Origin of the sequence: Kitasatospora terrestris (genome assembly GCF_039542905.1) — a bacterium.
In the GTDB taxonomy this organism is placed as follows: Bacteria; Actinomycetota; Actinomycetes; order Streptomycetales; family Streptomycetaceae; genus Kitasatospora; species Kitasatospora terrestris.
The window spans coordinates 460,333-478,191 of sequence record NZ_BAABIS010000001.1; the positions used below are offsets into that span (position 1 = coordinate 460,333).

General features: G+C 75.0%; 15 protein-coding genes and 1 pseudogene. 9 read left to right on the plus strand and 7 right to left on the minus strand.

What is annotated here, in order from left to right:
• Positions 1-24: 24 nt before the first annotated feature.
• Together ABEB06_RS02260 and ABEB06_RS02265 are read right to left on the minus strand one after the other, a co-directional pair.
• Positions 25-1,488, minus strand: a complete 1,464-nt coding sequence (locus ABEB06_RS02260) for an MFS transporter (RefSeq protein WP_345695060.1) — start codon at positions 1,486-1,488, stop codon at positions 25-27.
• A complete protein-coding gene (locus ABEB06_RS02265) occupies positions 1,485-1,943 on the minus strand; it encodes a MarR family winged helix-turn-helix transcriptional regulator (protein ID WP_345695061.1) in 459 nt (152 codons plus the stop codon). Before ABEB06_RS02265 ends, ABEB06_RS02260 begins: the two co-directional genes overlap by 4 nt.
• 116 nt (positions 1,944-2,059) lie before the next feature.
• On the opposite strand from ABEB06_RS02265, the gene ABEB06_RS02270 reads away from it, so the two are divergent.
• Positions 2,060-3,523: a multicopper oxidase family protein gene (locus ABEB06_RS02270; protein ID WP_345695062.1), complete on the plus strand. Its 1,464-nt coding sequence runs from the start codon at positions 2,060-2,062 to the stop codon at positions 3,521-3,523.
• A gap of 294 nt (positions 3,524-3,817) precedes the next feature.
• Positions 3,818-6,199, plus strand: coding sequence for an ATP-binding protein (locus ABEB06_RS02275; RefSeq protein ID WP_345695063.1), 2,382 nt, complete (start codon positions 3,818-3,820; stop codon positions 6,197-6,199).
• Here the strand turns inward: ABEB06_RS02275 and ABEB06_RS02280 are convergent.
• Both ABEB06_RS02280 and ABEB06_RS02285 read right to left on the minus strand, forming a co-directional pair.
• A complete protein-coding gene (locus ABEB06_RS02280) occupies positions 6,183-6,413 on the minus strand; it encodes an acyl carrier protein (protein ID WP_345695064.1) in 231 nt (76 codons plus the stop codon). The two genes, ABEB06_RS02275 and ABEB06_RS02280, sit on opposite strands and share 17 nt — an antisense overlap.
• A gap of 117 nt (positions 6,414-6,530) precedes the next feature.
• Positions 6,531-7,385 (minus strand): class-II aminoacyl-tRNA synthetase family protein, encoded by an 855-nt coding sequence (locus ABEB06_RS02285; protein ID WP_345695065.1) that lies wholly within the window; start codon positions 7,383-7,385, stop codon positions 6,531-6,533.
• 467 nt (positions 7,386-7,852) lie between these two features.
• Between ABEB06_RS02285 and ABEB06_RS02290 the strand changes: the two genes are divergently transcribed.
• From ABEB06_RS02290 to ABEB06_RS02305, 3 genes are read left to right on the plus strand one after another with little or no spacing between them, the layout of a single operon-like run.
• On the plus strand, positions 7,853-8,986 hold the full coding sequence (locus tag ABEB06_RS02290; RefSeq protein WP_345695066.1) for a phytanoyl-CoA dioxygenase family protein: 1,134 nt from the start codon (positions 7,853-7,855) through the stop codon (positions 8,984-8,986).
• Entirely contained in the window at positions 8,968-11,958 is a 2,991-nt protein-coding gene (locus tag ABEB06_RS39230; protein ID WP_425559565.1) for a DUF6271 family protein, read from the plus strand. The genes ABEB06_RS02290 and ABEB06_RS39230 overlap by 19 nt, the downstream gene beginning before the upstream one ends.
• Entirely contained in the window at positions 11,955-13,232 is a 1,278-nt protein-coding gene (locus tag ABEB06_RS02305) for an MFS transporter (protein WP_345695067.1), read from the plus strand. The genes ABEB06_RS39230 and ABEB06_RS02305 overlap by 4 nt, the downstream gene beginning before the upstream one ends.
• A gap of 82 nt (positions 13,233-13,314) precedes the next feature.
• On the opposite strand, the gene ABEB06_RS02310 is transcribed toward ABEB06_RS02305, so the two are convergent.
• Together ABEB06_RS02310 and ABEB06_RS02315 are read right to left on the minus strand one after the other, a co-directional pair.
• Complete coding sequence (locus ABEB06_RS02310; RefSeq protein ID WP_345695068.1) at positions 13,315-14,235, minus strand: RodZ family helix-turn-helix domain-containing protein; 921 nt, start codon at positions 14,233-14,235, stop codon at positions 13,315-13,317.
• A 106-nt stretch (positions 14,236-14,341) separates the two neighbouring features.
• The gene (locus tag ABEB06_RS02315; RefSeq protein ID WP_345695069.1) at positions 14,342-14,926 is read right to left on the minus strand and encodes a TetR/AcrR family transcriptional regulator; all 585 of its coding nucleotides are present in this window, start codon (positions 14,924-14,926) and stop codon (positions 14,342-14,344) included.
• Between the two features lie 153 nt (positions 14,927-15,079).
• Here ABEB06_RS02315 and ABEB06_RS02320 point away from each other — a divergent pair, with 153 nt between their 5' ends.
• The gene (locus ABEB06_RS02320; RefSeq protein WP_345695070.1) at positions 15,080-16,069 is read left to right on the plus strand and encodes a LuxR C-terminal-related transcriptional regulator; all 990 of its coding nucleotides are present in this window, start codon (positions 15,080-15,082) and stop codon (positions 16,067-16,069) included.
• 42 nt (positions 16,070-16,111) lie between these two features.
• Here the strand turns inward: ABEB06_RS02320 and ABEB06_RS02325 are convergent.
• Positions 16,112-16,279: pseudogene (locus ABEB06_RS02325) on the minus strand (LysR family transcriptional regulator); the annotation flags it as partial.
• A 179-nt stretch (positions 16,280-16,458) separates the two neighbouring features.
• On the opposite strand from ABEB06_RS02325, the gene ABEB06_RS02330 reads away from it, so the two are divergent.
• The 3 genes from ABEB06_RS02330 to ABEB06_RS02340 all read left to right on the plus strand — a co-directional run bounded on the left by ABEB06_RS02330 (position 16,459) and on the right by ABEB06_RS02340 (position 17,767).
• Positions 16,459-16,971, plus strand: coding sequence for a Rossmann-fold NAD(P)-binding domain-containing protein (locus ABEB06_RS02330; protein WP_345695071.1), 513 nt, complete (start codon positions 16,459-16,461; stop codon positions 16,969-16,971).
• A gap of 300 nt (positions 16,972-17,271) precedes the next feature.
• Positions 17,272-17,439 (plus strand): hypothetical protein, encoded by a 168-nt coding sequence (locus ABEB06_RS02335; protein WP_345695072.1) that lies wholly within the window; start codon positions 17,272-17,274, stop codon positions 17,437-17,439.
• A gap of 7 nt (positions 17,440-17,446) precedes the next feature.
• Positions 17,447-17,767, plus strand: a complete 321-nt coding sequence (locus tag ABEB06_RS02340) for a hypothetical protein (RefSeq protein ID WP_345695073.1) — start codon at positions 17,447-17,449, stop codon at positions 17,765-17,767.
• Positions 17,768-17,859: the final 92 nt, after the last annotated feature.

A 17,859-nucleotide genomic window follows, 5' to 3' on the forward strand; every position in this document is an offset into this window, starting at 1 on the left:
CGGCACGAGCGGCGGCCACGTCGGTCATCCGGAGGGCGTCCGCACCGCACCGGTCGAGGCCGGGGTCGGGGCGGCCCCGGGCGCGCGCAGGCGGGCGAGGGCGAGGCAGGCCACGGTCGTGACCGCCGTCGCGGCGATGCCGACCATCGCTGCCGTCGTGTAGGCGCCGTCGTTCGGGAAGGCCCGGCCGGCGTCGGTGCCGGCGGCCAGGACCAGGCCGCCCGAGGCGCTGCCGAGGGAGTACCCGACGCTGCGGACGACGTAGTTGAAGCTCATGACGCTCGACGTCTCACTCGTGGGGGTGACGGCCAGGATGACGCCGGGCAGGGCAGCCGAGAAGCTGCCGACGCCGAGACCCAGGACGCCCATGGCCACGAACAGCTCGGCCGGGGTCGACCGGGCCGTCGCGAAGAGGACGAACCCGCCGCCGACGACGACGGCGCTCCCGGCCAGGAACAGGGGCGCGTCGATCCGCTTCCGGACCCGGGGCGTGAGCCTGCCGGCGACGAACCCCAGCGCGGAGAACGGGACCAGGACCAGCCCGGCGACGAAGGTGGTCAGCCCGGAGCCGTAGCCGGCGCTGTCCGGCGTCTGCGCGTACCGGGTGATGAGCGTGAGGAGGAGGTACATGCCGACCCCGCCGACGAACGTGGCGAAGTTCGCCCCGGCGACTGTCGGGTGCCGGACCGCCCGGACGTCGACCAGGGGCGTCTCGCTGCGCAGCTCCGAGACGGTCCAGAGGGAGAGCAGGAGCACGGCGACGACGGCGAGGACCACCGCCACGTCGAGGTGTTGGCTCCACAGGCGCGTCCGGCCCGCGAGGAAGAGGACGAGGAACAGGCCGGCCGCCAGGAGCAGCGCCCCCGCGGCGCCCACCCGGGCGGAGCGGCCTTCGGGGGCCTCCGGCACCGAGCGCAGGGCGGCGAGGAACGCGATCGCGGTGACGACCAGACCGAGGCCGTAGGCGGCGCGCACCCCGCCGACCTCGGTGAGCAGCGCGGCGAGCGGGTAGCCGACCCCGGCCCCGACGATCGAGACCACCGAGAGCAGGGCGATCGTGGCCGCGCCGCGCTCCCCGGGGAGGTGGTCCCGCGCGACGCCCATCATCAGCGCCGTCAGACCGAGTCCGACGCCCTGGGCCGTCCGCCCGACGAGCAGCCACGCGAACGGCAGGGGCAGCACGGTGAGGGCACTGCCGAGGACGACGACCGCCAGGGTGACGAGGATCGTGGCACGCCGGTGCGGGCCGGCTCCGAGCCGGCCGAGGACGGGCGTGGCGACGGCGCCGCTCAGCAGCGTGCTGGTCAGCGTCCACTGCGCGCTGTCGAGCGAGACGTGGAACGTGGTCGCCACGCTGGTGATCAGCGGCGTCCCGAGGCTGCCGACCGCGGCCACGACCAGGGCGATGAACACCAGGGAGGGGACCAGCCGCCGCGCTCGGGAATGCTCCGGGCTCGCGGCGGTCCCGTCGGGCCCGACGGCCGTCACGGCTTCGACCCTTCCCGGTCCTGGTCGTCGAGCACCGCCAGCCGCAGCAGCGCCGGAAGGGCGGCGGTCAAGGCCTCGACCTCGTCGTCGGTGAGCCGGTCGATCAGTCCGGCGAACGCGTCGACGCCCGCCTGGCGCCGCGCCCGGACGTAGGCCGCGCCGGCCTCGGTCGCAGACACCAGCGTGACCCGCCTGTCGGACGCGTCGCGCCTGCGCTCGACCAGCCCGGACTCCTCCATCACCCGGACCAGGACGGTCATCGCGGGCTGGGTGACGCCCTCGATCGCGGCCAGGTCGGTGATGCGTCGCGGGCCGGTCCTGTCCAGGGTCGCCAGGGTGGCGGCGGACGTGAGGCTCATGTCGCGGGGAAGGCGTCTCGCGGCCCTGGTGGCCAGTCCGTAGAGGGCTGACCCGATGTCGGTGGTGGCGCCGTGCGCGGCTTCTTGACGGACCATGACTGAAGCATAGCCGATTTATATGAAGTCTTTATGCATCAGGGTACGGCGAACGGGCGCACCTGAACGGCCCTGCGTCGCGGGCGACCGGTACGGATGCGTCGTTTGATGCACAGATGGTGAACCGACGGAGCTTCCTCGCCCTCACCGCGGTCTCGGGCCTCGCGGCGGCCTGCCGGACGGCGGGCAGCCGGCCGTCGCCCCCGCCGGCGGTCGACGCGTCCGTGCCGCTGCCGGTGCCGCCGCTGCTGCATCCGGAGCCGGACGGCGACGGGGTGCGGCAGTTCGAGCTGACCCTGCAGGCCGGGCGGACCGAGATCCTGCCGGGGCTGTCCACGCCCACCTGGGGGTTCAACGGCGCGTTCCTCGGCCCGACGCTCCGCGCGGGCCGGGGGGACGTCGTCCGGGTGACGGTGCGCAACACGCTGCCGGAGGCGACGTCCGTGCACTGGCACGGGATGCACCTGCCGGCCGCGATGGACGGCGGACCGCACCAGATGGTCGAGCCGGACGCAGCCTGGACGCCGAGCTGGACGGTCCGTCAGCCGGCCGCGACCCTCTGGTACCACCCGCACCCGCACGGCAGCACCGCCCTGCACGTCTACCGCGGCCTGGCGGGGATGTTCATCCTCGACGACGGCGAGGAGCACGGACTGCCCACCGCGTACGGCGTCGACGACGTCCCGCTGGTCCTGCAGGACAAGCGGTTCGCGGCCGACGGCTCGCTCGCGGGCGACCCGCTGGGCGGGTTCTACGGCATCCTCGGTGACCGCATGCTGGCCAACGGCGCCCTGAACGCGCGCTTCGACGTGACCACCGAGCGGGTCCGGCTGCGGATCCTCAACGGCGCCAACGCCCGGATGTTCAACCTGGCGTTCGCGGACGGCCGCCGGTTCCACGTGGTCGGCAACGACAGCGGCCTGCTGTCCGCGCCCGTGGAGGTGGACCGGCTGCCGCTGACCCCGGGCGAGCGGGCCGAGGTGGTGGTCGCGTTCGCTCCCGGCGAGCGCGTCGTGCTGCGCACGCTCGACAACGGCGTGGACCTCGCCAAGGGCAACTTCGACATCATGTCGTTCGCCGCGGCGTCCGAGCTCGCCCCCTCGCCCGCGCTGCCGGCGCACCCGGCCGACCTGCCTCCGATCACTCCTCCGTCCGGTGCGAGGGTCCGCACCTTCACCCTCAACGGGCGCGACACGATCAACAGCAAGCAGATGGACATGGACCGGATCGACGTGGTCGTGCCCGCGGGTGCCACCGAGGTCTGGGAGGTCGCGACCGGGGGTTCCTCGCACAACTTCCACATCCACGGCGCGGCGTTCCAGGTGCTGGAGGTCGACGGCGCCCCGCCGGCCGCCTGGGCGGGCGGCTACAAGGACACCGTGTTCGTCCGGTCCCGGTCGAGCGCGAGGCTCGCGGTGCGGTTCGGCACCGACACGGATCCGGCCCGGCCCTACATGTACCACTGCCACATCCTGCGGCACGAGGACGCGGGGATGATGGGCCAGTTCGTCGTCGTCGAACCGGGGACCGAGAGCGGAGTGCCGCGCACCCTGGCGCCCGGGGACGGTCACCACCGCTGAAGTCCCGGGCGGTGCGTCGGGCCGGGGGTTCGGGTCAGGGTGTCGGCATCGCTGCTCCTCTGGCCTGGATCGTTGCGTGGGCGGCCGGTCCGCCGCTTCCCTGACGGCGGATAGGCTGGCGCCCGGCTGCTGCGGCGCCGGTCACCGCTCCCCATCCTTCGGGTGGTCGGGAGCACCGGCAAGGTGTTGCCCGTTGACAGGGCGGAGTGTCAACACCTGGCAACCGCGCGCCGTGCGGCAGCGGCGGGGCAGCGCGGGGCTGCGTGCGGGAGTGGAGCGGGGGGCCTGGGGCAGGTGACGTTCGGGGAGCGGCTGCGACGGCTGCGGGAGGAGCGCGGGGTCTCGCTGGCGGAGCTGGCCCGCGCCACCAACTACAGCAAGAGCTACTTGAGCCGGGTGGAGACGGGCGCGCGGCACGGCACCGAGGCCCTGGCGGCGTGCTGCGCCGAGGCCCTGGGGGCGGACGTCGCGCTGCTGGGCCCGGTCGGAGGTCCGGTCGGCGGCCCGGCGGGCGACCCGGCGGGCGACCCGGCGGGCAGCCCCGTCGGCGACCGGGGCGGAGCCGGCCGGGCCGGGGACGGCCCCGTCCCGGTGCAGCTCCCGCCCGCGCCGGGCGTGTTCGCGGGCCGCGAGGCGGCGCTCGCGGAGCTGGGCTCGGCCCTGGCGGCGGTGCGGCCGCGGTGGGGCGAGGGCGGGCCGCGGATCTGGGTGGTGGACGGGATGGGCGGGGTCGGGAAGACCGCGCTGGCCGTGCACTGGGCGCACCGGGTGCGCTCCCGCTTCCCGGACGGCGTGCTGTTCGGCGACCTCGCGGGGCACGGCAGTTCGGGGGCGCCGCGGGAGCCGGGCGAGGTGCTGGACGGGTTCCTGCGGGCGCTGGGCGTGGCCGCCGAGCTGATCCCGCCGCGGCCGGCGGACCGCAGCGCGCTGCTGCGCACGCTGCTGGCGGAGCGCCGGGTGCTGCTGGTGCTGGACAACGCGGCGGCGCCGGCCCAGGTGCGTCCGCTGCTGCCGGGGTCGCCGGGCTGCCTGGTGCTGGTGACCAGCCGGACCAGGATGGCGGGGCTGGTGGCGCGGGACGGGGCGCGCCGGGTGACGCTCGGTCCGCTGCCGGAGGAGGCAGCGGTGGAGGTGCTGCGCCGCACGCTGGGCACCGGGCGGGTGGACGCCGATCCGCCGGCCGCCCGCGAACTGGTCCGGCTCTGCGGCCGGTTGCCGCTGGCGCTGCTGGTCGCGGCGGAGCGGGCGGTGTCGCGTCCGGGTGTGACGCTGGCGCGGGTGAACGAGGAGTTGCGCTCGGGCCGCGACCGGCTGCGGGTGCTGGCGGCGGCGGACGACGGGGACTCGGCGCTGCGGGTGGTGTTCTCCTGGTCGTACCGGGCGCTGGCGCCGGAGCCGGCCCGGGCGTTCCGGCTGTTCGCGCTGCATCCGGGTGCGGCGCTGACGGCCGACACGGCGGCCGCGCTGCTCGGCACCACCGCGGCCAACGCCTGGGAGCTGCTGAACCTGCTGGCGGACGTCCACCTGATGGAGGTCGACGCCGCCGAGCGGTTCCGGCTGCATTCGCTGCTGCAGGTGTACGGCCGGGAGTTGGCCGAGGCCGAGGACTCGGCGCGGGACCGGACGGCGGCGCTGGACCGGCTCTACGACTGGTACCGGCAGGCGGCGGACGCGGCCGGCCGGCTGCTGGAGCCGGGCGGCCGGGCGGTGGTGGCGCACCCGCTGCCGGGGGTTCGGCCGCCGGTGTTCGACTCGTACGAGGACGCGGTGGCCTGGTGCGAGACGCACCTGCCGGACCTGCTGTCGGTGATCCGGTACGCGGCGTCGGCGGGGCGGCCCCCGGCGGCGTGGCAGCTGCCGTTCGCGCTGTGGTCGTTCTTCCACCGGCGCCACCACCGGGCGGAGTGGCTGAACGCGGCGCGGATCGCCGTCGCGGCGGCGGCCGACAGCGCCGATCCGCAGGCGCTGACGGTGTCGCTGGTGCTGCTGGGGACGGCGCAGGTGCACGCGGGGCGGCCGGGCGAGGCGGAGGTCCACCTGCGCAGCGCCCTGGCGCGGTGCGCGGCGGGTGCGGCGGGCGGGGCGGACGCGGAGATCGAGTGCGCGGCGCGCAACAACCTGGCGGAGCTGATGCTGCGCCAGGGCCGGGCGACGGAGGCGCTGGAGCTGCTCGCTCCGGCGCTGGCGCTGTCCCGGGCGACGGGCTACCGGTGGGTGGAGCGGGTGACGCTGACCAACCTCGGGGACGCCTCGCTGCGCCTGGGACGGTTCGCGGACGCGGAGCGGCTGCTGCTGGAGGCGCTGCTGCTGCGGTCGGGCAGCGGCGACCACCACGCGGAGGGGCTGGCGCTGCTGCACCTGGGGACGGTGCACCGGGTGCGGGGCCGGCTGCCGCAGGCGCTGGGGTGCCTGCGGCGGGCGCTGGAGCTGCACCGGGTGGCGGGCGACCGCTGGGCGCAGGGCCGGACGCTGGAGCAGCTGGGTCACGCGTGCGCGGCCGCCGACGGCCAGGTGGAGGCGGTCCCGCTGTGGCGGGAGGCACTGGAGGTGATGACGGAGACCGGGGATCCGCGGGCCGAGGTCCTGGCCGAGCGGCTGCGCGGCCCGGGTACGGCGCTGCCCGCCCGGCTGCCGGCCGGGCGGGCGCAGGGGCGGTCGGTCACGCGCCGGGGGTGAGGAAGCGCTCGCGCACGCGGTTGACGGTGCGGAAGTCGTCGATGGTGACGTCCTGCAGGTCGATGCTGTCGCCGGTGAGGTCCTCCAGCAGGTCGACGAACTCCAGGAAGTCCATGGAGTTGATCAGTCGGCCGTCGATCAGGTCCTCGTCGGCACCGATCGGGCCGTCCAGGTCGGGGTTCTTCTCGTGCAGCCAGGCGGTGATGGGGTCCATGCGGGTGGTGCTCCTGTCGGGTGTGCGGTGGTGGCGGTGGTGACCCCGGTCGGGTCGGGTGCGGGGTCGGTCGGGTCGGGCGCGAGGTCGGACGCGGGCGTCCAGGCGCGGGCGGGATCAGGCGCGGGCGGCGTCCAGGCGCTCCAGGGCGGCCTCGGCGCTGCCGTGGGCGAGGATCATGGCGTGCACCCAGCGCTCCAGACCGAACGCGACGCAGGCGCTGTGGGCGGGGCCGTGCTCGCCGGCCCGGATGGCGAGGCGGTCGCCGAAGAAGTTGCGGTGCCGGTTGACCGAGGCGATGGCGGTGCCGTCGGGGGCGCTGAACTCGTGCTTGACGGGGTCGAGCTTCATCAGGCGCGCGCGGGAGCCGCCCTGGTCGTAGAACGGGTCGTCGGCGGCGGCGCGGGTGAGGTCCAGACCGAGGCGTTCGGCGGTGGCGGTGATGAACGCGGCGCCCAGCTCCAGGTGTTCGGCGGCGCCCTCCCGGCTCCCCAGGTACAGGACCTCGCGCATGTGGAAGCCCCACAGCCGGCGCAGCCCGTCGTAGTGGGTCTCGTTGCGGAAGCACCGGCCGCTCGCCGACAGCCGTACGCCGTCGCCGACGTCCTGGCCCTCCAGGGAGAGCAGCAGGCCGTAGCAGGTGGCGGAGGGCAGCAGGTGGCCGGTGGGCTCCAGCGGACGGCCGTCGGGGGCCGCGCCGGCGGCGAGGCCGGCGTGGGTGTCGGCGGCGAAGCGTCCGGCGCTGACGCCGAGGTGCGGGAAGTTGCGGAAGTAGTCGAGCTTGGCGAGTCCTTCGACGGCGAGCAGCGGCGGGCCGATCACCTCGGGCGCGGCGAGCGTGCCGGCCAGGCCGGTGAGGAGGTCGTCGAGCCCGCGCAGCAGGGCGGTGCGGACGGGATCGAGGGTGACCAGTCCTGGTCCGGGGTCGGCGAGTTCGACGCCGGGCACGGCGGTGGTGCGGGTGGTGCTCATGGCAGGGGTTCCCTCTCGGCGGGAGCGGTCGGGGACGGCGGGCGCGCACGGGCGGACGGCTGGTCCCGCCGTGCGGTGGGCCGTGGTGGGGTGTGGACGGCGCGGATGCGGGCCGTCGTCGGCGCACGGCGTACCGCAGCGAAGGTGCGGAGAGCGGGCCGACGCTCCGTCAGGGACCGGAGTCGAGGGGGACATTAGGCCAGCCCCGCGCCACATGTCTAGACCAACCTGGCGTCACGGCGAGCTCCACCCCGATCCACCTGCGGTTACCGGTCAGGAACTTGACAAGCACCATGGTCTGGACCAATGCTGACGACCGAAGCGGCCGCGGCGCACGTCCTGCGCCGCCCTTCCCCGCCGCTCCTCTTCTTCGGCCCCGCTGCGGGGGCCACCGCGCCCGTGCCGCCGCCCCGGGCCGTCAGACCGTCCGTTCCACCGACTTCCGCATGCTCCCTGGAGGGGCTCCCATGTCCGCGCCATCCCGCCGCGCCCACCTGTTCCGGGCCGCGAGCGAACGCCCGTACTTCAGCAACGACGGCGAGTCGTACCTCGCCCAGCACACCCTGCGCGAACTCACCAAGTCCCGCCCGCTGCGGGTGCTCTCCGAGGAGGACTTCGCGCACTGGCAGACCTACGGCTACGTCGTCGTCCGCGAGGCCGTGCCGGCCAAGCACGCCCGCCGGATCCTCGACTTCGCCTGGGAGTTCCAGGGGCTGGACCCGCAGGACCCGGACAGCTGGTTCGCCGACCGGCCGTTCCGCTCCGAGCTGGACCAGCAGTTGCACATCTACGGCTTCGTCGAGGCCTACCACCACCAGCTGCTCTGGGACAGCCGGCAGAACACCCGCGTCTACGACGCCTTCGTGGACGTCTGGGACTGCGAGGAGCTGTGGGTCACCCTCGACCGGCTCAACCTCAACCCGCCCAACCGCGGCAACCGCGACCGGGCCCTGATCGACCCCACCGACCGCGGCTTCGACATCGAACTGCACTGGGACATCGACACCACGCTCGGTGTGCCGCCGCAGCGGGTGCAGGGCATCATCGCGCTCAACGACACCACGCCCGAGACCGGCGGCTTCCAGTGCAACCCGGAGCTCTTCCGGCAGTTCGACTCCTGGAAGCTCGGGCAGCCGGCCGGCCGCGACCCGATCCGCCCCGACATCGACCGCGCCGAACTCCCGGTGGTCCGCCCCGACCTGCACCCGGGCGACCTGCTGATCTGGAACGGCCTGCTCGCCCACGGCGTCGCCCGCAACCTCTCCGAGCAGGGCGTGCGCGCCGTCCAGTACCTGTCCATGATGCCCGCCCTGGAGGAGCACGAGCGGCTGTGCCGGTCCCGCGTGGAGTCCTGGCGGCACCTGCGCACGCCGCGGTGGAACCGCACCCTGGTGGGCGACCCGGTCCTGCACGAGTCCAAGCGCTACCCGACCGCGCAGCTCACCGGGCTCGGCGCCAGGCTGCTCGGCCTGAGCTCCTGGCACGAGCCGCTCGCCGAGGCAGCGAGCGCGGCAGCGAGCGCGGCGGCGGGTGCGGCAGCGAGTGCGGCGGCGGCCGGTGCGAGCACGTCCGGAGTCGCCGCGTGCGCCGCATCTGCCTGACCCTGCCCACCGACCGGGCCTGCGTCCCGGCCCTCCTCGCGCTGGCCGAGGAAGCCGCCCACGGAGCCCGGGAGTTCGGCGTCGAGGTCGAGCTGCTGGTGCTGGACTCCTCCCCCGCGCCGGTGGCCGCCGGGCACGCCGCGGCCCTGGCGGCGCTGCCGCCGGTGCCGGGCGTGCGCGTCCACCACCTCGACGAGGACGCCCAGCGCTCCTTCCTCGCCCGGGCCGCCGCCCGGGCGGGGCTCGCCGAGCCGGAGCGGCTCCTCGGCCTGCTGCTGCCGGACGCCGTCTCCTACGGGGCCTGCACCGACCGGGCGTTCCTCTTCGCCGAGGCACTGGGCTGCTCCTCGGTGCACCGCCGCGACTCCGACAGCCGCTACCAACTCCTCTACGGCACACCGGTGTTCCCGCTGCACCAGGAGCTGTCCGCGCTCGGCCTGCCGGCCGCGGAGGTCGCCGGGCGGATCGGCGGCGGCCGGCGGCTGGAGCGGATCCGCCCGGGAGCCGGGCAGCTGCCCGTGGCCCTGGTCGGCGCGTCCTTCATCGGCGAACTCTCGGTGGACGTCGCGGAGATCCAGGAGCTCGACCCGGCGGTCCACGCCGAGCTGGTCGGGCTGTCGCTGCCGCCGTCCACCCCGGCGCTCTGGCGCGGGCAGGCGATCCGGGAGGCGTTCCGCGGCGCCGGCACCGAGCCGTTCACCGCGGACCGGGCGGCGCTCGGGCAGGTCGCGCCGAACCGCGTCGACATGTGCAACGTGGCCCTCGGCCGCGAGGTGTACGGGCGGATCCCGCTCCCGCCCGCCGTCGACACCATCGGCACCGACTACTTCCTGCTCCACGTGGTCCACCACGCGCGCCTGCCCGGGGTGCTGCACAACCGGCACATCGTCAACTTCCACACCGGCGAACGCCGCACCGCGTCCGGGCACACCGCCTACCACCTGCGGCTCGCCCGGTTCCTGCTGCTCTCCGGCCGGCTCGCGCACCTCTACGACGCGCTCGCCGCCCTCACCGACCCGCTGGACGCCGGCCCGGTCGCCTCCGCGGTCCGCGAAGCGGCCGACGGCCCGTCCGGCGACGGGGAACGGCTCGCCACGATCGAGGGCTGCTACCGCCGCCTGGGCGGCGCGTTCGACCGGGTCGCCGACGCACTCGCCGAGCGGCGGAAGGAGCTCCTGGACGGCGCGCGCGCCGACCTCCGGGACTTCGCCGACCTCATCGACGCCTGGGCGCCCCTGACCGCCGCCGTCCGCTCCGAAGGACGAACCCTCGTGCCCACCAAGGCCCCCCGCACCCGCACCGTCCCCGTCCGCTGGCAGGGCGGGGAACCCCGCCGCGGGCCGTTGACGCTCGGCCAGGCGAACATGATCCGCTGCATCCTCCGGGACGGCGCCGCCGACGTCGACATCCACGACGTCTGGCCCGTCCCGGCCGGCGCCTCCACGGATGCGGTGCTGGCGGCCCTGCGGACGCTGACCGTGCGCCACGAGGCGCTGCGGACCGTCTTCCCGCAGCCCGGCGGAACCGCCCCGACCGAGCAACTCGTGCTGACCGAAGGCGAGTTCGAGGTCACCGTCACCGACTTCGACACCCTCCCCGCCGACCCCGGCCGGTACGCGGACGAGCTGGCCCGCGCCGTCCGCCGCGCGCCGTTCGACCTCGGCCGCGACCATCCGCTGCGCGCCGCGCTGCTCACCGAACGCGGCACGCCCACCCACCTCGCCCTGGTCGCCGGCCACGCCGCCGCCGACGGCAGCGCCCTCGCCGTGCTCCGCGAGGAGTGGACGGACCTGCTCACCGGACGCGAACTCGCCCCGCTGGGCGACACCCTGACGCCGATCGCCCTCGCCGAGGAGGAGTCCGCCCCGGCCGGGCGGCGCAAGGCGGAGGCCTCGGTGCGGTACTGGGAGAAGGTCCTGCGCACCGGCCCGCAGGCGATGTTCGCCGAGCCGCGCGCCCGCACCGCCGGCGGCCCGGCCGCGGAGCTGACGCTGCGCTCGGCCCGCGGCGGCGCGGCCCTCGCCCGGGCGTCCGCCCGGCTCGGCGTCCCCGCGTCCACGGTCCTGCTCACCGCCTGGTGCGCCCTGGTCGCGCACCGCGCCGGGCAGCGCGCGTACGTCGGCGCCGCGCCCACCGCCAACCGCTGGAAGGCGCAGCTGGCCCGGGCCGTCACCCCGCTCTCCCAGGACGCGCTGATCCTGCTCGACACCACGGCGTCCGGCTTCGACGAACTGCTCGGCTCGGCCTGGTCGGCCGCGCTCAACGCCTACCGGCACAGCCGCTTCGACGCCCGCCTGCTCTGGGAGACGATCGACCGCACCACCGTCGAGCGCGGCTCCCGGTTCGCCCGCGACGTGGTGTTCAACGACGTCTCCGGCCTCCCCGGCGCGCTGCGCCCGGCGGCCGCGACGGCACAGGCGGCGCCCGGCCTGGAACTCGCCTGGGGCGACGAACAGGACCTGCCCACCGCCCTGCTGGCGTTCGTGTACCGCACCGACCCGCTGCTGCACCTCGCACTCCGGCCCGACCCGCAGCTCTTCGACCGCCGGGAGGCCGAGGGCTTCCTGACCGGGCTGGTCCGCCTCCTGGAGGCAGCCGCCGACGGCGACGTCCCCCTCGCGGAGCTGACCGCCGTCACCGGCGTCCGCACCGCCGAACGGGGCGCCGACTGGCAGCTCGTCGACGGCTGCTGGGTCTCCCCCGCCGCCACCGCCGCCGCCCTCTCCGACGCCCTCGACGGCCGCCCGGTGCACGTCACCGCCGACCTCACCGCGTACCTGGCCGGCGGCCCCACCCCCGCGCGGGCGCACGCCGCCCTGATGCGGATCCTCCCCGGGCGGCCGGGCGTGCTCGCCCCGCGCCGCTACCTGATCGTGCCGGAGACCCCGGCCGAACCCGGCCTCCCCCAGGCCTGGTTGCAGCAGCCGACACTCACGGAAGGAACCGGCCGCCCCCAGGCCGACCCGAGATGACCATTGACGACGACCTGACGGACGGCCTGACGGCGCGTCCGCAGCCCGAGGCGCTGCCCAGCCCCTGGCGCTCCCACCGCTTCCGCCTGCTCTTCCTGGCCCGCAGCTCCTCGCTGCTCGCCGACGGCATGCTGATGGTGTCGCTGACCGCCGCGGTGCTGGAGACCGGCTACGGCGAGAGCGGCGTCGGCTACGCGCTGGCCGCCTGGATGGCCCCGATCGCCCTGCTGGTGCTGTTCGGCGGCGTGCTGGCCGACCGGTTCACCCCGCAGGTGATGATGGTCGGCGCGGACGCCGTCCGGATGATCGCGATGCTGACCCTGGCCCTGCTGCTCGCCACCACCGACGTGCGGCTGTGGCAGATCATGGCGCTGATGGCGCTCTCCGGCGCGGCCACCGCGATGTTCCAGCCGGGCCTCGCGGGCATCGTCCCCCGGGTCGCCGAGGACATCCAGCGGGCCAACGCGCTGCTGCGCATCGCCGAGGCCGTGTGCACCCTGCTCGGCCCCGGCGTGGCCGGTCTGCTGGTCGGCTACTGGAACGTCGCCGGCTCGTTCACCGTCATCGCCGCGGCGTTCGCCGTCAGCGCGCTCGGCCTGCTGCCGCTGCGCGGCCTCGGCTCCGTCCAGGACACCGGCAGCGACCCGATCTGGCGCCGGCTCGCGGACGGCTGGCGGGAGTTCAGCTCGCGCCGGTGGCTGTGGGGCGTCATCGCGGTCTGGTCGGTGTACGGGCTGCTGGTCTTCGGCCCGGCGCTGCCGCTGGGCGCCGTCGCCCTCACCGACCAGCACGGCAGCTCCGGCTACGGCTGGATCGCCTCCGCGGACGGCGCCGGCACCATCGTCGGCGGCCTGCTCGGCATGCGGGTCCGGCCCGCCCGGCCGGTGGTCGCCGGGGCCTTCGCGATGCTCTTCTTCTCCCTCAACCCGCTGGCGCCCGCGCTGCACTGGCCGTTCGCCCTGACCGCCGCCACCGGCCTGATCGCCGGCTGCGGCTTCGCCTTCTGGGGCGTCATGTGGTCGACCAGCGTCCAGACCCACATCCCGCTCGGCGTGCTCAGCCGGGTCTCCGCGTACGACGTGGCCGGCTCCATCATGGTCATCCCGGTCGGCCGCGCCCTCTCCGGCCCGGCCGCCGCCGCGTTCGGCACCGAGCACGTCCTGCTCTTCTCCGCCGCGGCCGGCCTGCTGCTCCTCGGCCTGATGATCGCCCTCCCCGCCGTCCGCAGCCTGGGCCGCACCCCGGACACCCCGGCGGCCGAGCCGGCCGCCTGACGGGTGACCCGCAGGTGCCGTGGCGACCGTCCCCGCACCTGCGGGTCGGCCGAGCAAGCATCCCGGCCCCGCTCGACGTCCGTCAGGTGTCGGTGGGCTCCGCCTGGGCCAGGGCCCGACGGCGGCGGAACACCGCTGCCGCCGCCACTGCTCCCGCGGCGAGGGCGGTGGCGCCGAGCGCCACGGGGGCGACGGCGGATCCGCTGCGGCCGGCCGTCGCCGTCGGCTGCGGAGCACCCGTGGGGGTGACCGGGGCGGCGGGGACGGCCGAGTCGTCGGCGGACTGCGTGGGCGCCGGGGTCGTGGCCTGCACCGGCGTCCCCGACGGAGTGACCGCGCTCGGGGTGTCGGTGGCCGGGGCCTCGGCGGCCGGGGCGTCGGGGACCGTGGTGGAGCGCGGCGAAGCCGCCTTGGTCGGCGTGGTGGGCCGGGCGGTCGCGGTGGACTGCGGGGCAGCGCCGGAGCCGGAGCCGTAGGTGAAGGAGGCCTGCGCGGTCCCGATGCTGTCGAGGTGCCCGGAGATCGGGTCTCCGGAGGGTCCGAGGAGCTCGTAGCCGTTGATACCGGCCGAGCTGATGGTGTACGAGCCGGGAGCGGCCGAACCCATGAGCACCCGGGCGTGCGTCACGAGTGTGCCGTGCGGGGCGACCGTGGCCAGCCCCCGCCGCCCGCCCAAGCCCCAGCCGCCGGCGCCTGTCGGCTGGGCGTCCACCCACTGCCCGGTGCCCGGGTCCTGCCACTGGACGCTCAGCCCGGCGGTCGAGCCGCCGTTGCGCTGCCACAGCACCAGGCTCAGGTAGTCGACGAGGATGGAGTCGTCCGAGCTGGAGCGGCTGGTGACGGAGACCTCGAAGCTGCCGCCGGCGGACACCCTGGACGGTACCCCGCCGATCGTCGCCGTGATGGAGCCGTTCCCTGCCGCGTGCGCCGGATTCGCGGTCAGGACGAGCGGGAGGACGAAGCCCCCGAGCAGGGCGGACGAGGCCAGGCCAGGACGGTTCACGGATACTCCAGGGTCCGATTCCGGGCTGATGATCAGTCCGGGCGGTGCGGATGCTAACAGCACCGCATCGTCGACCGCACCCCTGTTCCATGACGCCTGTCGTGGTTCAGCGCTTGCGGATCCCGTTGAGGAGGTAGTCGACGCGGGCGGCGGTGTTCTCCGGGTCGAGCGTGTCGGGTCCCATGATCAGGAGACGGTGGTAGACCGGGCCGAAGAGGAGTTCGACGATGGTGCGGGTGGGGACGTCGGTGCGCAGTTCACCGGCCTCGACGGCCGCTTGGAGGCGTTCCCGCCACAGCGCCATCCGGGGCTCGAAGAAGGTGCGGCGCAGGTCCTCGGCGAGGCGGGGGTCGCCCTGGGCGTCGGCGACCAGGCCGCGCCAGACGGTCCCGAGGTCCGTGCCGAGCAGGCGGATGACGGCCTCCGCGGTGGCGGTGATGTCGGCCTCGACGTTGCCGGTGTCGGGCACCTGGGAGGCAGGCCCGGAGCGGTCGTTGAGCGCTTCGAGGACGACCGCAGCCCGGCTCGGCCACCAGCGGTAGATGGTCTGTTTGCCGACCCCGGCGGCCTGGGCGATGCCCTCGACGGTGACCTTGGCGTAGCCGTCGCGCAGGGCGAGTTCGAGGGCGGCGTCGAGGATCGCGCGGTGGGAGCGCTGGTTGCGCAGTTCCGGGTTCGGAGCAGGGGTCATGCCTCGAATGATGTCACGCGGCGTCATCACACCAGTTCACCCACGCTACGCAGCGAGACGCTTCGTATCGTCTTGACAAGATCCATTCACCCCGGAACCATGATGCCGCGAGACGAGACGTCGCGGATTGCCGCCGGGGGGCGGACTGTTTCGATGGGGGATGGCACCGTGCTGGAGACGTTGGGCCTGACCGCGACGGCGGAAGCCGTCTACCAGGCGATGCTCGACCACCCCGGCCAAGGCGTCGAAGGGCTGGCGTCCGCCTGCGCCCTGTCGCCGCATCAGATCCACGAGTGCCTCGACGAACTCACCGCACTCCTGCTCGTCCACCCGTCCAGCGAGCACCCCGGACAGATGCGCGCGGTGAGCCCCGAGATCGGCCTCGCCGACATGCTGGCCCGCCAGGAGGCCGAACTCGCTGCCCGCCAGGCCGCTTTGGCGGCCTCCCGGGCAGCGGTCACCCGGATGGTCGCCGACCGGGCCGACCGGCACGCCGGGCACGGCGAGCGCCTGCTCGGCATGGACGCCATCCAGCACCGGCTGGAACAGATGGGCCACGCCGCCCGGTGCGAGGTCCTCGGCGTCCACCCCGGCGCCGGCATGAAACCGGAGGACCTAGCGGCCGGGCGTCCCGCCAACGCCGCCGCGATCGCGCGGGGCGTCACCATCAAGTCCCTCTACCAAGACGCAGTCCGCAACGACACCCACACCACCGCGTACGCCCATTGGCTCCTCGGCCTCGGCAGCGAGGTCCGGACCGCGCCCGTCATCCCGCAGCGCCTCGTGGTCGTCGACCGCACCCAGGCGCTGGTGCCCATCGACCCGGCCGACACCCGCAAGGGCGCCCTGCACGTCACCGAGCCCGGCATCCTCGGCGCCCTGCTCGACCTCTTCGACCAGGCCTGGTCCACCGCCGTCCCGCTCGGCGCAGTCGGCGCCGGCGATCCCGCCACCGGCCTCACCGGCACCGAACGCGAACTGCTCCGCCTGCTCGGCACCGGCCTCACCGACGACGCCGCCAGCCAGCGTCTCGGCGTCTCCCCACGGACCGTCAGCCGCCTGATGTCCTCCATCATGGAACGGCTCGACGCGGCCAGCCGCTTCGAGGCCGGCATCAAGGCGGCCCAGCGGGGCTGGCTCTGATCGAACCCGGAACGGCGCCCCTACGGGTCCGTCCGGGCCGCGTCACACCGGGTCGACGGCGGCCGAGGACATGCAGAGCGTCCGCCGGACGGCATCGCGGAGCCAGCGGTGCGCGCCGTCGGCGGTGTGCCGCGGGTGCCACGCCATGCCGATGGTCAGCGGGGGCAGCGTCAGCGGGATGTCGAGGAGCCGCAGCCCGAGCGTGTCGGCGTCCCGGGTGTCTGCTCCCGGATGCCTCCTCACCCCCACGACGCGTACCTCGCCTTCACATCCGACCCGCCGTCACCGCGCTCGCCGCCCACGGGGCCGGCCACGCCGTCGGCGGGTCCGCGCTCGGCCGCACCACACCGCTCGCCGCCCGGGCCGACCTCGTCACCACCTCGCTCGCCGTGGACGACCTGATCGCCGGCAGCGGGGTCGCGTACCGGGCTCTCGCCAACCCGTCCTTCTTCGAGAACCTCCTGGAAGAGGTCGACTCCATCCGTGAGAAGGGCCTCTGGGCCGACACCCTCGACGCCCGCCGGAAGGTACCCCTCGTCACCGTCGCCGGCATCGCCGCCGTCGCCACCGACCTGCTGCTCGACCGCTCCTGGACCGGCACCACCGACGTCCCCGCCCCCGGCCCGCAGGACCTCTCCCCCGACGGCCTCGCCCGCATCATGACCGAACAGCTCGACCGATCCGTCCGCTACGCGCGCCAGCCGCTGGACGAGCTGCACACCGCCCTCGTCGGCTTCGGTCTGAACGAGGAGCTCGTCCGGGGTGTCGTCGAGATGAAGCGGGCCAAGGACGAGGTCCTCGACTCCGGCGTCGCCCGCACCGCGCGCACCGCGCGCACCGCCTCGCCCACCACCTTCGAGCAGTGGTGCACACAAATCCTCCGGCCTGCGCTCCTCTCCTGACCCCGACACCACGATGCCCTCCGGTCGACCCGACCGGAGGGCATCGCCGCTGTTCCAGCGCATGACGGACCGTCACGCAACAGGATATTCCGTCCACGACGCGCGCCTGAGGATCTGTCGTGATGGCGCCAGGCGACTTGGCGCCACCGGGAAGGCCTTCCGACGCAGGCCGCAGGCGGCGAAGCTAGTGATCGCCGGAAGGGAACAGCCCCGAACGGCAGCCGGAAGACGCGTCAACCGCGGGACGCGACAACGGCGAGGACCACGCCGCCCGTCCCACCCCACCGAAGGAATGCCGCCATGATCCGCACCCGCATCGCCCAGGCCACCGCGGTCGCCGCTCTCGCCCTGGGCTCCGCCCTCCTGCCCGCCGCCGTCGCGGCCGCCGACCCGGCGCCCGTCGCCGCGACCGCGGAGTCCCCCGCTCCGGCCGCCACCGTCTCGTCCGACAACCTCACCTGGGGCTGACCCCGGCATGGACATCGTCTACGCCAGCCTGATGCGCCGCGGAACGTCCGCGCCGCGCGGGACCGGCGAGGCGGCCGAGATCATCGACGCCCTCTGGGCGCACGCGACCCCCGACGACGGCCTCGAACACGCCGGCGCCACCATCGAGCCCGACCGGGTCGACCTCCTGCTCTACCTGCTCAGCCGCACCCCGCCCGACCCCACCGCGCCCAGCGCCCTGCAGCGAGCCTCAGCCCTGCTGATCCGCTGCCACCAGGCCTCGCCGCGCCTCCACCAGCGCTACCTGCCACCCGCCCCACCAGCGGCGTCCACCCGCACCGTGCGCTGAACCCCCGCCGCCCTCCAGGGCGTTGCACCCTCCCGCACGTCACCCGCCTCGCCCCGCCGAGGCCTCCGCACGCCTACACCCAAGGAGCTCCG

What these genes read in the sequence shown, in the direction of transcription:
- ABEB06_RS02340 (WP_345695073.1), top strand. Translation starts at nt 17,447, where the DNA reads ATGGACATCGTCTACGCCAGCCTGATGCGCCGCGGAACGTCCGCGCCG.
- ABEB06_RS02315 (WP_345695069.1), bottom strand. Translation starts at nt 14,926, where the DNA reads ATGACCCCTGCTCCGAACCCGGAACTGCGCAACCAGCGCTCCCACCGC.
- ABEB06_RS02265 (WP_345695061.1), bottom strand. Translation starts at nt 1,943, where the DNA reads ATGGTCCGTCAAGAAGCCGCGCACGGCGCCACCACCGACATCGGGTCA.
- ABEB06_RS02270 (WP_345695062.1), top strand. Translation starts at nt 2,060, where the DNA reads ATGGTGAACCGACGGAGCTTCCTCGCCCTCACCGCGGTCTCGGGCCTC.
- ABEB06_RS02280 (WP_345695064.1), bottom strand. Translation starts at nt 6,413, where the DNA reads ATGGACCCCATCACCGCCTGGCTGCACGAGAAGAACCCCGACCTGGAC.
- ABEB06_RS02305 (WP_345695067.1), top strand. Translation starts at nt 11,955, where the DNA reads ATGACCATTGACGACGACCTGACGGACGGCCTGACGGCGCGTCCGCAG.
- ABEB06_RS02290 (WP_345695066.1), top strand. Translation starts at nt 7,853, where the DNA reads ATGTCCGCGCCATCCCGCCGCGCCCACCTGTTCCGGGCCGCGAGCGAA.
- ABEB06_RS02285 (WP_345695065.1), bottom strand. Translation starts at nt 7,385, where the DNA reads ATGAGCACCACCCGCACCACCGCCGTGCCCGGCGTCGAACTCGCCGAC.
- ABEB06_RS02320 (WP_345695070.1), top strand. Translation starts at nt 15,080, where the DNA reads ATGGGGGATGGCACCGTGCTGGAGACGTTGGGCCTGACCGCGACGGCG.
- ABEB06_RS02335 (WP_345695072.1), top strand. Translation starts at nt 17,272, where the DNA reads ATGATCCGCACCCGCATCGCCCAGGCCACCGCGGTCGCCGCTCTCGCC.